The sequence below is a fragment of the Methylobacterium sp. E-025 genome, from assembly GCF_022829705.1.
Lineage (GTDB): Bacteria > Pseudomonadota > Alphaproteobacteria > Rhizobiales > Beijerinckiaceae > Methylobacterium.
Map to the genome: position 1 here is coordinate 29,826 of NZ_JAKSYR010000037.1, position 13,490 is coordinate 43,315.

Annotated in this window: 12 protein-coding genes; 6 read left to right on the forward strand and 6 right to left on the reverse strand. The window is 71.0% G+C overall.

Translation table 11 applies throughout. The features are described from left to right. Nucleotides 1-34 precede the first annotated feature (34 nt). The 4 genes from ilvA to MKK64_RS02890 all read right to left on the reverse strand — a co-directional run bounded on the left by ilvA (nt 35) and on the right by MKK64_RS02890 (nt 4,405). Entirely contained in the window at nt 35-1,642 is a 1,608-nt protein-coding gene (gene ilvA / locus MKK64_RS02875) for a threonine ammonia-lyase, biosynthetic (RefSeq protein WP_243932168.1), read from the reverse strand. A 283-nt stretch (nt 1,643-1,925) separates the two neighbouring features. After that, a complete protein-coding gene (locus tag MKK64_RS02880) occupies nt 1,926-2,270 on the reverse strand; it encodes a diacylglycerol kinase (protein ID WP_147727848.1) in 345 nt (114 codons plus the stop codon). A gap of 18 nt (nt 2,271-2,288) precedes the next feature. After that, a complete protein-coding gene (locus MKK64_RS02885; protein WP_147842089.1) occupies nt 2,289-3,347 on the reverse strand; it encodes an AbrB family transcriptional regulator in 1,059 nt (352 codons plus the stop codon). Nucleotides 3,348-3,466: 119 nt separating this feature from the next. Continuing rightward, nucleotides 3,467-4,405, reverse strand: coding sequence for a LysR substrate-binding domain-containing protein (locus MKK64_RS02890; protein ID WP_147842090.1), 939 nt, complete (start codon nt 4,403-4,405; stop codon nt 3,467-3,469). A gap of 160 nt (nt 4,406-4,565) precedes the next feature. Here MKK64_RS02890 and MKK64_RS02895 point away from each other — a divergent pair, with 160 nt between their 5' ends. Both MKK64_RS02895 and thrS read left to right on the forward strand, forming a co-directional pair. Then, on the forward strand, nt 4,566-6,155 hold the full coding sequence (locus tag MKK64_RS02895; RefSeq protein WP_147726248.1) for a catalase: 1,590 nt from the start codon (nt 4,566-4,568) through the stop codon (nt 6,153-6,155). A gap of 218 nt (nt 6,156-6,373) precedes the next feature. Next, nucleotides 6,374-8,401, forward strand: coding sequence for a threonine--tRNA ligase (thrS, locus tag MKK64_RS02900; RefSeq protein WP_243932169.1), 2,028 nt, complete (start codon nt 6,374-6,376; stop codon nt 8,399-8,401). Nucleotides 8,402-8,416: 15 nt separating this feature from the next. Here the strand turns inward: thrS and MKK64_RS02905 are convergent, their stop codons facing one another. After that, a complete protein-coding gene (locus MKK64_RS02905) occupies nt 8,417-9,334 on the reverse strand; it encodes a hypothetical protein (protein ID WP_243932170.1) in 918 nt (305 codons plus the stop codon). A 201-nt stretch (nt 9,335-9,535) separates the two neighbouring features. Between MKK64_RS02905 and MKK64_RS02910 the strand changes: the two genes are divergently transcribed. The 3 genes from MKK64_RS02910 (at nt 9,536) to MKK64_RS02920 (ending at nt 11,389) form a co-directional block, all read left to right on the forward strand. Continuing rightward, complete coding sequence (locus MKK64_RS02910) at nt 9,536-10,099, forward strand: nitroreductase (protein WP_147726245.1); 564 nt, start codon at nt 9,536-9,538, stop codon at nt 10,097-10,099. An 11-nt stretch (nt 10,100-10,110) separates the two neighbouring features. Continuing rightward, nucleotides 10,111-10,728 (forward strand): flavin reductase family protein, encoded by a 618-nt coding sequence (locus tag MKK64_RS02915; protein ID WP_243932171.1) that lies wholly within the window; start codon nt 10,111-10,113, stop codon nt 10,726-10,728. Between the two features lie 346 nt (nt 10,729-11,074). After that, the gene (locus MKK64_RS02920) at nt 11,075-11,389 is read left to right on the forward strand and encodes a hypothetical protein (protein WP_147726243.1); all 315 of its coding nucleotides are present in this window, start codon (nt 11,075-11,077) and stop codon (nt 11,387-11,389) included. 73 nt (nt 11,390-11,462) lie between these two features. On the opposite strand, the gene queF is transcribed toward MKK64_RS02920, so the two are convergent. Further along, a complete protein-coding gene (queF, locus tag MKK64_RS02925; protein WP_147726242.1) occupies nt 11,463-11,912 on the reverse strand; it encodes a preQ(1) synthase in 450 nt (149 codons plus the stop codon). A 252-nt stretch (nt 11,913-12,164) separates the two neighbouring features. On the opposite strand from queF, the gene eno reads away from it, so the two are divergent. Further along, entirely contained in the window at nt 12,165-13,454 is a 1,290-nt protein-coding gene (gene eno, locus MKK64_RS02930) for a phosphopyruvate hydratase (RefSeq protein ID WP_147726241.1), read from the forward strand. Nucleotides 13,455-13,490: the final 36 nt, after the last annotated feature.

The following is a 13,490-nucleotide window of genomic DNA, read 5'->3' on the forward strand; positions in this document are numbered from 1 at the left end:
GAAAATGCTCGGGGCGCGCCGGACCCGAGGTCGCTCAGGCCTTCCTGAGCCCGAACCAGCCGGCGATGCCGGTCCTGGCCGCCGCGGGCTCGCCGTCCAGGAACATCCGGTAGGCCGGGTTCTCGGTCTCGTCGAAGCACGGGAAGCCGAGAGCTTCGACAGCCCGGTCGAAACGGCCTTTGGCGTCGGGGGGCACGGCGATGCCGGCGAGCACCCGGCCGTAATCGGCACCGTGGTTGCGGTAGTGGAACAGGGTGATGTTGAAGTCCTCGCCGAGCGCGTCGAGGAACTTCAGCAGCGCGCCCGGCCGCTCCGGGAACTGGAAGCGGTAGAGCCGCTCGTGCGCCAGGCCCGAGACGCGGCCGCCGACCATGTAGCGGACATGGACCTTGGCCATCTCGTTGTCGCTCATGTCGTGGACGTCGTAGCCCCCGGCGACGAGGCCCGCGACGAGGTCGCGCTTCTCGGGCCGGCCGCCGGGCAGGTTGATGCCGACGAAGATCCTGGCCTGCGCGCCCGGCGCGTAGCGGTAGTTGAACTCGGTGATCGCGCGCGGTCCCAGGGCCCTTATGAAGGCCCGGTAGGCGCCGGGCTTCTCCGGGATGGTGACGCCGAGCAGGACCTCCCGCTCCTCGCCGAGTTCGGCCCGCTCTGCGATGTGGCGCAGGCGGTCGAAGTTGAGGTTCGCCCCGGAGGAGATCGCGACGAGCGTGCCGGCGCCGCCCTCGCGCTCGGCGTAGAGCTTGGCGCCGGCGAGCGCGAGCGCGCCGGACGGCTCGGACACCGCGCGGGTGTCGTCGAAGATGTCCTTCACCGCCGCGCACATCGCGTCGGTGTCGACGGTGATGACCTCGTCGAGGTGCTGGCGGCACAGCCGGAACGTCTCGGCCCCGGCCTGGCGGACGGCGACGCCGTCGGCGAACAGCCCGACGCTCGGCAGCAGCACGAGCTCGCCGGCCTTCAGGGCCTCGGCCATGCAGGCGGCGTCGTCCGGCTCCACGCCGATCACCTTGGTCTCCGGCCGCAGGTACTTGACGTAGGTCGCGATTCCCGCCGCGAGCCCGCCGCCGCCGACGGGCACGAAGATCGCCTCGATCGGGCCGGTATGCTGCTGCAGGATCTCCATGCCGATCGTGCCCTGGCCGGCGATCACGTCGGGATCGTCGAAGGGGTGGAGGAAGGTGAGGTCCTGCTCGGCCTCCAGGCGCCGCGCCTCGCTCAGCGCCTCGTCGAAGGCGTCGCCGTGCAGGATCACCTCGGCGCCTCGGGCGCGACAGGCGTCGACCTTGATCGCGGGCGTCGTGCGCGGCATCACGATGACCGCCCGCACCTGCAGGCGCGCGGCCGCCAAGGCCACGCCCTGCGCGTGGTTGCCGGCCGAGGCGCAGATCACGCCGCGGGCGAGCTGCTCGGGCGAGAGCCCGGACATCTTGTTGTAGGCGCCGCGCAGCTTGAACGAGAAGACCGGCTGCAGGTCCTCGCGCTTCAGAAGCACCGGCCGCCCGAGCCGGACGGTCAGGCGCGGCATCGGATCGAGCGGGCTCTCGATCGCCACGTCGTAGACCCGCGCGGTGAGGATCTTGCGGATGTAGTCGGGTGCCGGTTCGGCCGGAGGACTTGCGGGTTTCACGGTGTCGGACATGCGGCCGGCAATAGCCGCTTGCCGCGCAAGATGCGAGCGCGCGCCCCCGCTCGGCCCCGCATGCCTGCCCGGCCCCGGATGCCGGAGACCGACGGACGTGCGGCAGGGACCATGGTCCGCACCGCCGCCCGGGCGGGACGTCGGAGCGCGAGCGGCTTCGTGACGATCCGGACGCCGGCTCGGGCGTTCCGCGAGCGTCCGAGCGACGGCGTCACGGTGAAGGCTCGCTCGGCAGTCCGCACGGTCCCGGCTCGGGAGCGACGATGGCGGGAACGCCGCGGCGTCAGAGCCGGTCGATCAGCGCGGCGACCCAGACCAGGGCGGCGATCGCCTGCGCCGAGAACGTCCCGGCCGAAGCGAGGTCCTTCACCGTGCCGATCCGCGGGTGGCGGCCGGGATGGAGGTGATCGCACAGCTTCTCGATCGCGGTGTTGAGGAACTCCGCGGCGAGCATCAGCAGAAGCGTCGCCATCAGCGCGACGCGGACCCAGAGGCTCGCGCCGAGCACGAGGGCCGCCGGCACGCCGACGACGAGCAGCACCAGCTCGAGCCGCACGGCGCGCTCGGTGCGGGCGCCGTGGACGAGGCCGCGCCAGGAATTCAGGAAGGCGAGCCAGAGCGCGTGCATTCACGCCGCCTCGTCCATTCACGCCGATTCCTGCGGCACCGCGCGGGCGATCCACTTGGCCAGCACCGGGCCGGTGATCAGGACCACGAACAGCCGGAGCGTCTGCACCGCGAGCACGAACGACACGTCGACCTTCGAGCCGACCGCGATGATCGCCACCGAGTCGAGGCCGCCGGGGCTGGTCGCGAGGAAGGCGGTGAGGAAGTCGATCGCGAGCAGGTGCGTCAGCCCGAGCGCCCAGCCGGCGCAGAGCAGGATCACGGCGAGCGTCGCGACGAGGATGCCGGGCAGCGCGTGCAGCGTCGCGCGCAGGGTCTCGCGGGTGAAGCGCAGGCCGACGTACCAGCCGATCGTCGCGTAGGCGAGCTCGAGGATCGGCAGCGGCAGGGTGATGCTGGCGACGCCGGTCGCGTGAAGCGCCGCGCCGAGCAGCATCGGCCCGATCAGCGCGCCGGCGGGCAGGCGGAGCCACAGCGCGATGCCGGCGCCGGCGGCCGCGACCGCGAGCGTGACCAGCACCGGCAGCACGGTCGCCGCCTCGGCGACCGCCGGCGGCGGGCCGGCCGCCACGGAATCGGTCAGCAGCCGCGCCACCAGCGAGGCCGAGAGCACCACGGCGGCGACGCGCACGTATTGCATGAAAGCGACGAGGCGGGGATCGGAGCCGTATTCCTCGGCCATCGCCACCATCGCCGCCGCCCCGCCCGGCGAGGAGCCCCAGGCGGCGGTCGTGCCGGGCAGCACCCGCAGGCGCGTGAGCACCAGCCCGACGAGGGCGCCGGCGAGCACCGTGACGCCGACCACGAGCAGGATCAGCGGGCCGTCCGCGATCAGGGTCTTGGTGATCTCCGCGGTGATGGCGTGGGCCACCATGCAGCCGATCATCGCCTGCGAGGCCTGGAAGGCCGGCCGCGGCATCCGGAGCGGCGCCCCCCGCACCCCGAACGCGATCGCCGCGATCATCGGCCCGAGCAGGAACGCGGCCGGGAACTGCCCGAGCTTCAGGCCGAAGCCGAGCAGGCCCGAGGCGGCGATCAGCGCCGCCCAGAGGGCGATGGTCCGTGCGGGAAAAGGCAAGGCGACGCGCCAGGTTCGATCGATCGCATGGCGGTCCGCGATCCTGGCGCCGCGCTACACCCTGTCGCCCGGCCTGTCACGCGCACGGGCGCACAACCCAGCCCTGTGCGACCCGTTCGTCACCCGGCGGCGATCGTCGCCTCGCGGCAGGCGGCGGTGCCGGCCGGCGCCTGGGCGCGGAAGAAGGCGGCCAACGCGGCGAGGCCCGGCGCCCGCGGGTCGCTCGCCCGCCAGGCCAGCGCGATGGTCCGGCCCGGCCCGTCGGTGTCGAAGCCGCGGATCACGGTGAGCCCGCTCGGATCGGGGCCGGACGGGACGGCGAGGGCGGGAAGCAGGGTGTAGCCGGCCCCGGCCGCCACCATCGAGCGCAGGGTCTCCAGGCTGGTGGCATGGCGCCCGGCGGCGCTGCCCGCCCCGCAGGCGGCGATCGCCTGGTCGCGCAGGCAGTTGCCCTCGTCGAGGAGCAGCAGGTCCGGCCCGGCGATATCGGCGGCGCGCAGGGCCCCGCCCTGCGCGAGCGCATGGTCGGCCGGGCAGGCGAGGCGGAACGGCTCGACGAAGAGCGGCGAGACGGTGAGCCCCGAGGCGGGCAGGGGCAGCGACACCAGGGCGGCGTCGACCCGCCCGTCGCGGAGGGAGGCGAGGATGTCGGCGGTGCGGCCCTCGCTGAGGGCCAGCGCCAGCATCGGGAATTCCTGGCGCATCGTCCGCAGCACCAGGGGGAAGAAGTACGGCCCGAGCGTCTGGATCGCCGCGAGCACGAGCCTACCGGTGAGCGGCGCGCCGCGGCCCTCGCTGGCCAGCGCGAGCAGGCGCTGCGCCTCGGCCAGCACCGCGCGAGCCTGACGCACGATGATCTGGCCCGGCGCCGTCATCAGCACGCGCCGGTTGGAGCGCTCGAACAGCACGAGCCCGAGCGCGCCCTCGAGCTTGCGCACCTGGACGCTGAGCGTCGGCTGGCTGACGTTGCAGCGTTCGGCCGCCCGGCCGAAATGCCCCTCGTCGGCGATGGCGACCACGTATTCGAGGTCGCGGAGCGACAAGCCGGCAAGGTTCATAGTTTTTGTCTATCATACCCTTTGCGACGATGCATTGGCTAATGGGTTCGGAGTGGCGCATAAGGAGAGCCCGGAACGATTCCAGGAAACGGCGTCCCCTCGTTCGCGGGCGCAGGCGCCGATCCTCGAGCCTCGTCACCACCACGGAGAGATTCTTCGCATGAGCGATCAACGCCCGATCCTGACGACCCGCCAGGGCCACCCGGTCCGCGACAACCAGAGCACGCGCACGGTGGGCGAGCGGGGTCCCGCGACGCTCGAGAACTACCAGTTCATCGAGAAGATCACGCATTTCGACCGCGAGCGCATCCCCGAGCGGGTCGTGCATGCCCGCGGCGCCGGCGCCCACGGCTACTTCGAGGCCTACGGCAAGATCGGCAACGAGCCGGCTTCCAAGTACACCCGCGCCCGCGTCCTCAACGAGACCGGCGTGAAGACGCCGATGTTCGTGCGCTTCTCCACCGTGGCCGGCGCCAAGGAGAGCCCGGAGACCGAGCGCGACCCGCGCGGCTTCGCGGTCAAGTTCAAGACCGTCGACGGCAACTGGGACCTGGTGGGCAACAACCTCAAGGTCTTCTTCATCCGCGACGCGATCAAGTTCCCCGACATGATCCACGCGTTCAAGCCGGACCCGGTGACGAACCGCCAGGAGGCGTGGCGCTTCTTCGACTTCGTGGCGCAGCACCCCGAAGCGATCCACATGGTGACGCACCTGAAGTCGCCGTGGGGCATCCCCGCCAACTATCGCGAGATGGAAGGCTCGGGCGTCAACACCTACAAGCTGGTCAACGACCAGGGCGAGGCGGTGCTCTGCAAGTTCCACTGGGAGCCCAAGCAGGGCATCCGCAACCTGACCTCGGCCCAGGCGGCCGAGATCCAGGGCAAGGACGTCGGCCACGCCACGCGTGACCTCTACGACAACATCAAGGCCGGCAACTTCCCCGAGTGGGAGTTCTGCGTGCAGATCATGCCGGACGGCCCGAACGACCACCTGTCGTTCGATCCCCTCGACGACACCAAGCTGTGGCCGGTCGAGGACTTCCCGCTGCTGCCCGTGGGCCGCATGGTGCTCGACCGCGTGCCGGACAACTTCTTCGCCGAGGTCGAGCAGTCGGCCTTCGGCACGGGCGTGCTCGTGGACGGCATCGACTTCTCGGACGACAAGATGCTCCAGGGCCGGACGCTGTCCTACTCGGACACGCAGCGCTACCGGGTCGGCGCCAACTACCTGCAGCTGCCGATCAACGCGCCGCAGCCGGGCGTGAAGGTCTACTCGAACCAGCGCGACGGGCAGATGACCTACGGCGTCGACGGGACCGGCCCGAACAAGCACATCAACTACGAGCCCTCGACGCTGGCCGAGGGCCTGCGCGAGGCGCCGAAGCCCGCGAAGGACTACCACCAGCCGGTGCAGGGCAACCTCGGCCGCTACCAGACCTCGCGCACCGAGGACGACTACACCCAGGCCGGCGTGCGCTACCGCTCGTTCCAGGATTGGGAGCGCGACGACCTGATCGCCAACCTCGTCGGCGACATGAAGCAGTGCCCCGAGGCGATCCAGCTGCGGATGGTCTGGCACTTCTCGCATGCCGACGCCGATTACGGCCGCCGGGTCGCGGAAGGGGCCGGGATCGACCTCGCCAAGGCGCTGGCGCTGCCGCCGCTGCCGGGGCGCGCCGCGCCGGGCAAGCGCCTGACGCCCGAGACCTACACGGACGGCTCGCAGGCGCACCAGATCGCCGCCGAGTAGCCCGCTTCGCGCTTCGCGCGGACGACGACATCAGCCCCGCGCGGTCGAAGGACCGCGCGGGGTTCTTTCTTTGGCGCAAGCCCCGCCGCCGCGCGGCGCGGCGTTTCCTCCCGCCCGGAAACGGTCTAAACGGCCGCTCCCGCGCCCCGCGCGGGGACCGACCCTCGTTTGCGCTTACCTGCCGCGTACGCAGGAGTGAGCCCGGAGACACCGCGACGATGCCCATCCTGACATTCCCCGACGGCAACACCCGCGCCTACGACGAGGCCGTGACCGGACGGAGCGTGGTCGAAGGCATCGCGAAATCGCTGGCCAAGCGCACCGTCGCGATGGCGCTCGACGGCGTCGTCGCCGACCTGTCCGACACGATCGAGCGCGACGCCCGCATCGAGTTCCTCGACCGCACCGACCCGCGGGCGCTGGAGCTGATCCGCCACGACTGCGCCCACGTGCTGGCGGAGGCCGTTCAGGCGCTGTGGCCGGGCACGCAGGTGACGATCGGCCCGGTGATCGAGAACGGCTTCTACTACGACTTCGCGCGCGAAACCCCGTTCACGCCGGACGACTTCCCGGCGATCGAGGCGAAGATGCGCGAGATCATGGCCCGCGATGCGGCCTTCACCAAGGAGGTCTGGAAGCGCGACGACATCCGCAAGGTGTTCGCCGACCGGGGCGAGGCCTACAAGGTCGAGCTGGTCGACGCGATCCCGCCGGGCGAGGACCTGAAGGTCTACCGCCAGGGCGACTGGTTCGACCTGTGCCGCGGCCCGCATATGACCTCGACCGGCAAGGTCGGGCCGGCCTTCAAGCTGATGAAGGTCGCGGGCGCCTACTGGCGGGGCGATTCGAGCAACCCGATGCTGACCCGCATCTACGGCACCGCCTGGGCCACGAAGGAGGAGCTCGACGCCTATCTCCACCGCCTGGAGGAGGCCGAGCGCCGCGACCACCGCCGGCTCGGCCGGGAGATGGACCTGTTCCACTTCCAGGAGGAGGGGCCGGGCGTCGTGTTCTGGCACGCCAAGGGCTGGACGATCTTCCAGGAGCTGATCGCCTACATGCGCCGCCGCCTGAAGGGCGACTACGCCGAGGTCAACGCGCCGCAGATCCTCGACAAGGCCCTGTGGGAGACCTCCGGCCATTGGGGCTGGTACCGCGAGAACATGTTCGCGGCCCAAAGCGCCGGCGACGAGGCCGAGGACAAGCGCTGGTTCGCCTTGAAGCCGATGAACTGCCCGGGCCACGTTCAGATCTTCAAGCACGGTCTGAAGAGCTACCGCGACCTGCCTCTGCGCATGGCGGAATTCGGCGTCGTGCATCGCTACGAGCCGTCGGGCGCGATGCATGGGCTGATGCGCGTGCGCGGCTTCACGCAGGACGACGCGCACATCTTCTGCACCGAGGACCAGCTCGCCGACGAGTGCCTCACGATCAACGACCTGATCCTCTCGACCTACGCCGATTTCGGCTTCGACCAGATCGTGGTGAAGCTCTCGACCCGGCCCGAGAAGCGGGTCGGCTCGGACGCCCTATGGGACCATGCCGAGGAGGTGATGACCCGCGTGCTGGCGCAGATCGAGGCGCAGTCGGGCGGCCGCATCCGCACCGAGGTGAACCCGGGCGAGGGCGCTTTCTACGGGCCGAAGTTCGAGTACGTGCTGCGCGACGCGATCGGGCGCGACTGGCAGTGCGGCACCACGCAGGTGGACTTCAACCTGCCGGAGCGGTTCGGTGCGTTCTACGTCGATGCCGAGAGCCAGAAGGTGCCGCCGGTGATGGTGCACCGGGCGATCTGCGGCTCGATGGAGCGGTTCACCGGCATCCTGATCGAGCACTTCGCCGGCCACTTCCCGCTCTGGCTCGCCCCCGTCCAGGTGGTGGTCGCGACCATCACCGGGGAAGCCGACGCCTATGCGGCGGAGGTCGTCCGGGTGCTGATGCGGGCCGGCCTGCGGGTCGAGGCGGACCTGCGCAACGAGAAGATCAACTACAAGGTCCGCGAGCACTCGCTGGCCAAGGTGCCGGTGATCCTGGCGCTCGGCCGGCGCGAGGCCGAGGAGCGCACGGTCTCGATCCGGCGGCTGGGCAGCCAGCAGACCCGGACCCTGCCGCTCGCGGAGGCGGTGGCGAGCTTCGTCGCCGAGGCGACCTCGCCCGACCTGCGCCGGGCCGAGGCCGTCGCCGAGAGCGTGCCGAGCACGGGCACGGTGCTCGACGGGCAGCATGGCGAGAGCCCGACGCCCTAAGGCGCCGGCGCCCGCTCACCCCGCCTTGGCCAGGACCTCGATGTCGCGGTCGAGCCCGCTCTCGACCTTGAACTCGCGGGTGTAGACCTGCCCGTCGTGGCGGGCGATCAGCACGTAGTCGCCCTCCGCCAGGGTGACCTGCGGGAACGCGCCGATCGCCTCGCGGATGGTGTCGCCGCCGGGCGTCAGCACCGAGAAGGCCGTTCCGGCGAAGGCCTCGGCGCCGGGGCTGGTGACGAGCTTCAGCGTCACCGTGGCGGCCCGGTGGTTGAGGGTGGCGTCGGTGACCTTGCCGTTCTCGACCTTCAGGTCGGCGCGCTGGATCGCGTTCGATTCCCCGTAGGTCGAGACCACGTGGTAGGTGCCCTCGGGCAGGCGCAGCAGCTCGCCGGCCTTGACGCCGCTGCGCACCAGCCGCCCCTCCGAGTTGGTGCCGATCGGCACGAAGACCGAGAAGGAGAGCTGCGCCGGAGCGATCCGGGTGTCGCCGATCGCGCCCGACAGCTTGAGCGCGCCGGCGGCCACCCGCAGGGTGTCGGTCGCCGGCTGGCCGGACATCGCGATCTTCTTCGTCGCGCTGGCGAAGCCGTAGGTCACGGAGGCGACGTAGGCGCCCGGCGCGAGCTTGAACGTCGGCGCCGGGTCGGTGGAGCGCGCGACGATCGCGGGCCGGACGCCGTCGGTGCGATCCTCGTAGATCCGCCAGACCAGGCCGGACCGCAGCGGCTGGCCGATCCCCGACAGCAGCGCGGAGAGCGACAGGGTCGCCTCGCCCTCGGGCTGGCTCGGAGGCAGGTCCGGCGTCGTGATCGAGGGCGAGGGAAGGCCGCCGCCGAGGCGGTTGCCGAAGGGGTCCGGCGACTGCGCCGCGGCTGCGAGCGGCGCGACCGCAGCCAGCAGCGCCAATCCGGGCCCGAGCCTTCGTCCGCGCATGTCGCAAGCCTTCTCCCCAAAGGCCGAACCGGCCGAACGTCACCGTCTCGCCCGTGTGATCCCGGACCGTGGCGAGCGCAAGGCCGCCGAGGGTCCTCGCGCTTCCCGCGCCAAGCTGCCCGACTTCCCAGCCGGTCCCACCCGTGCGAAATCCCGACGCGATCGCGGGACCGCCCCGCACCGGCCAGCCGAGACGCCCCGATGAACGCCACCCTCGACATGCTGCGCACCCGCCGCTCGGTGCCGCCCGTGCGGATGACGGACCCGGGACCGAGCCCGGAGCAGATCGACACGATCCTGACGCTGGCCTCGCGGGTGCCCGACCACGGCAAGCTCGCGCCGTGGCGCTTCATCGTGATCGCGGGCGCGGCGCGCGAGCGGATCGGGGCCGTGATCGCGAAGACCTACGCCGCCGACAACCCGGAGGCCGACGCCGCGCGGCTCGACCTCGAGGCCAAGCGCCTCGCGCACGCGCCGGTCGTCGTCGCGGTCGTGTCGCGGGCCGGGCCGCACGTGAAGATCCCGGAATGGGAGCAGGTCCTGTCGGCGGGCGCCGCCTGCATGAACCTCGTGGTGGCGGCCAACGCCCAGGGCTTCGCCACCGCCTGGCTGACCGAATGGTACGCCTACGATCGCCGCGTGCTCGAAGCCCTTGGCCTCGACCCGCGCGAGAAGCTCGCGGGCTTCATCCATATCGGTGCCCCCGAGGAGATCCCGTCGGACCGGCCGCGGCCGGACCTCGCCGAGATCGTCACGCGCCTGTAAGGCTCGCACCCATGCATTACGCCCCCGACGACCGCACCCTGCCGCACAACCCGCTGAAGGCGATCGTCGCGCCGCGGCCGATCGGGTGGATCAGTGCCATGAGTCGGGAGGGGAAGCTCAACCTCGCGCCGTACTCGTTCTTCAACGCGGTCGGCGACGACATGGTCGCGTTCTCCTCCACCGGCCGCAAGGACGCGCTGACCTTCGCGGAGGAGGGCGGCGATTTCGTCTGCAACCTCGCCACCTACGATCTGCGCGAGCCGATGAACGCCTCCTCGGCCCCATTGCCGCGCGGCGAGAGCGAGTTCGATTTCGCGGGGCTGACCACGGCCCCGTCGCGCAAGGTGCGCGCGCCCCGGGTGGCGGAAGCCGCCGCCGCCCTCGAATGCCGGTGGCTGCAGACCGTGCCGCTGGTTCCGCTCGGAGGGGGCGAGGCCGCCAACTTCCTGGTGATCGGGCAGGTGGTCTCGATCTACATCGACGACCGCTTCGTGAAGGACGGCCTCGTCGACACGGCCGCGATGCAGCCGATCATGCGCGGCGGCTACTTCGACTACTTCAAGATCGGGCCGGACGCGAAGTTCGCCATGCAGCGCCCCAAGGGCGCCGGCGACTACACCACGCGCTGACGCGAAGGGAAGCGGAACAGGCGCGCGCTCGGGCTCTGCAGCCCGGCGCCCTTCGACGGATCTCCGCCCGCGCAGGGTCGCGCGCGCAAGACCCGTGCGCGGTCGAAGAAAGCTTAGACCCTCATCGCTGGCACGCGCCCCTGCATCCCCGTGCGGTGGCGACGCGCCCTGAAGCGGAGCACGGGCCCGAACCCCGGTCTTGTGCGCGCTTCGTTAACCTTCGCCGGGCGCGAATGCCGGCACCGAATCTCCCCCTGGGGTCCGCTTCGCCACGGAACCTTCGGAACGATCGCCGAGCTTCAGCGTTGAGCTTGTAAATTCGATGGATCATCGAGAAAGGATCATCATGCGCAAGTTCGCTCTCGTCACCGCCGCGATCATCTCGGCTGGTGTCCTCTCCGCCACCACGGCCGATGCGCGTCCCGGCTTCCGCGGCGGCTACGGCCACGGTTACGGCGGCGGCTACGGCCGGGGTTACGGCTACCGCGGCGGTCGCGGCATCGGCACGGGCGCCGCTGTTGGCCTCGGCATCGCCGGCCTCGCAGCCGGTGCGATCGCCGCCGGCGCAGCACGCGATGCCTACGGCTACAACCGCGGCTACGGTGCGTACGGCGGCTACGGCGCCCCGGCCTACGGCGGCTACTACGGCTCGCCCTACTAAGGGCTCGCCATCCAGCACGTGAATTTGGGGCGACCGGGCATTCCGGTCGCCCTTTTCGTTCGTACGGCTTCCCTCAGCGGGCGCGGTAGGGCGGGACGCCGGGATCGGGCAGCCAGACGGAGGCGGGCGGCGCACCGGTCTGCCAGAACACGTCGATCGGGATGCCGCCGCGCGGGTACCAGAAGCCGCCGATCCGCAGGTAGCGCGGCCCGAGCAGGTCGACGAGCGTCTTGGCGATGCCCACCGTGCAATCCTCGTGGAACGCGCCGTGGTTGCGGAATGCGCCGAGGTAGAGCTTGAGCGACTTCGACTCCACGAGCCAGCGATCCGGGACGTAGTCGATCACCAGGATCGCGAAGTCGGGCTGGCCGGTCACCGGGCAGAGCGAGGTGAATTCTGGGACGGTGAAGCGGGCAAGGTAGTCCGTATCCGGGTGCGGGTTCGGCACCCGGTCGAGGCGGGCCTCGTGCGGGCCGGCGGGGAGGGGCGTCGGCTGCCCCAGCTGCAAGGATTCATCGGTCATGGCCCTCCTTACCGCAGGCCTCGCCGCGGTGCATCCGACCCGCGTGCATGGTTCGGCCGCGCGTCGCTCGCGGCATCGCCGCTGGGGCTCGAAACCGGAACGGGCGGCGGCGGCTTTTGCATTCACTTTGCCGGTCGCATCGCGCGATCGCGCACCGCCTTGCCCGAGGCCGCGCCTTGACGGATAAGCCGCAGCGACGAGACCGAATCCGGGCCCGCCGCCGATCGCGTGCGCCCTTGGGGAGGAGCCTTCATGACCGCGATCACCAACATCGCCGCCCGCGAAATTCTGGACAGCCGCGGCAACCCCACCGTCGAGGTCGACGTGCTGCTGGAGGACGGTTCCTTCGGCCGCGCGGCCGTGCCGTCGGGCGCCTCCACCGGCGCGCATGAAGCGGTGGAGCTGCGCGACGGCGACAAGGGCCGCTACGCCGGCAAGGGCGTGCGCAACGCCGTGCACGCGGTCCAGACCGAGATCCTCGACGCGATCGGCGGCATGGACGCCGAGGACCAGGTCGCGGTCGACGAGGCGATGATCGAGCTCGACGGCACCCCCAACAAGGCCCGCCTCGGCGCCAACGCCATCCTCGGCGTGTCGCTCGCCGTGGCCAAGGCCGCCGCGGAAGCCTCCGGCCTGCCACTTTACCGCTACGTCGGCGGCGTCCAGGGCCGGGTCCTGCCGGTGCCGATGATGAACATCATCAACGGCGGCGCGCATGCCGACAACCCGATCGACTTCCAGGAATTCATGATCATGCCGGTGGGGGCCACCTCCATCGCCGAGGCGGTGCGCATGGGCGCCGAGGTGTTCCACACCCTCAAGAGCGCGCTCAAGAAGGCCGGGCACAACACCAACGTCGGCGACGAGGGCGGGTTCGCCCCGAACCTGCCGACGGCGGAAGCCGGCCTCGACTTCGTCATGGAGTCGATCCAGGCGGCGGGCTTCAAGCCGGGCACCGACATGGTGCTCGCGCTCGACTGCGCGGTCACCGACTGGTTCAAGGACGGCGCCTACCACTACGAGGGCGAGGGCACCGTCCGCTCGATCGAGAGCCAAGTCGACTACCTGGCCAAGCTCGTCGACGCCTACCCGATCCTGTCGATCGAGGACGGCATGGCCGAGGACGACTGGGAGGGCTGGCGCCTGCTCAACCAGCGCATCGGCGACCGCTGCCAGCTCGTCGGTGACGACCTGTTCGTGACCAACGTCGAACGCCTCGCCCGCGGGATCGCGGAGGGCTCTGCGAACGCGATCCTGATCAAGGTCAACCAGATCGGCTCGCTCACCGAGACGCTGGCCGCCGTCGATATGGCTCATCGAGCCGGCTACACCGCGGTGATGTCGCACCGCTCCGGCGAGACCGAGGACGCGACCATCGCCGATCTCGCGGTCGCGACCAATTGCGGGCAGATCAAGACCGGCTCGCTCGCCCGCTCGGACAGACTGGCCAAGTACAACCAGCTGATCCGGATCGAGGAGGGCCTCGGCGCGCAGGGGCGCTACGCCGGGCGCGGCGCGCTGCGCCAATCCGCGCGCGCCTGAGGCGGAACCTCCGTACCCGCACCCGCGTCATCCCGG

What these genes read in the sequence shown, in the direction of transcription:
- MKK64_RS02890 (WP_147842090.1), bottom strand. Translation starts at nt 4,405, where the DNA reads ATGAACCTTGCCGGCTTGTCGCTCCGCGACCTCGAATACGTGGTCGCC.
- eno (WP_147726241.1), top strand. Translation starts at nt 12,165, where the DNA reads ATGACCGCGATCACCAACATCGCCGCCCGCGAAATTCTGGACAGCCGC.
- MKK64_RS02880 (WP_147727848.1), bottom strand. Translation starts at nt 2,270, where the DNA reads ATGCACGCGCTCTGGCTCGCCTTCCTGAATTCCTGGCGCGGCCTCGTC.
- MKK64_RS02915 (WP_243932171.1), top strand. Translation starts at nt 10,111, where the DNA reads ATGCATTACGCCCCCGACGACCGCACCCTGCCGCACAACCCGCTGAAG.
- ilvA (WP_243932168.1), bottom strand. Translation starts at nt 1,642, where the DNA reads ATGTCCGACACCGTGAAACCCGCAAGTCCTCCGGCCGAACCGGCACCC.
- queF (WP_147726242.1), bottom strand. Translation starts at nt 11,912, where the DNA reads ATGACCGATGAATCCTTGCAGCTGGGGCAGCCGACGCCCCTCCCCGCC.
- MKK64_RS02920 (WP_147726243.1), top strand. Translation starts at nt 11,075, where the DNA reads ATGCGCAAGTTCGCTCTCGTCACCGCCGCGATCATCTCGGCTGGTGTC.
- thrS (WP_243932169.1), top strand. Translation starts at nt 6,374, where the DNA reads ATGCCCATCCTGACATTCCCCGACGGCAACACCCGCGCCTACGACGAG.
- MKK64_RS02905 (WP_243932170.1), bottom strand. Translation starts at nt 9,334, where the DNA reads ATGCGCGGACGAAGGCTCGGGCCCGGATTGGCGCTGCTGGCTGCGGTC.
- MKK64_RS02910 (WP_147726245.1), top strand. Translation starts at nt 9,536, where the DNA reads ATGAACGCCACCCTCGACATGCTGCGCACCCGCCGCTCGGTGCCGCCC.
- MKK64_RS02895 (WP_147726248.1), top strand. Translation starts at nt 4,566, where the DNA reads ATGAGCGATCAACGCCCGATCCTGACGACCCGCCAGGGCCACCCGGTC.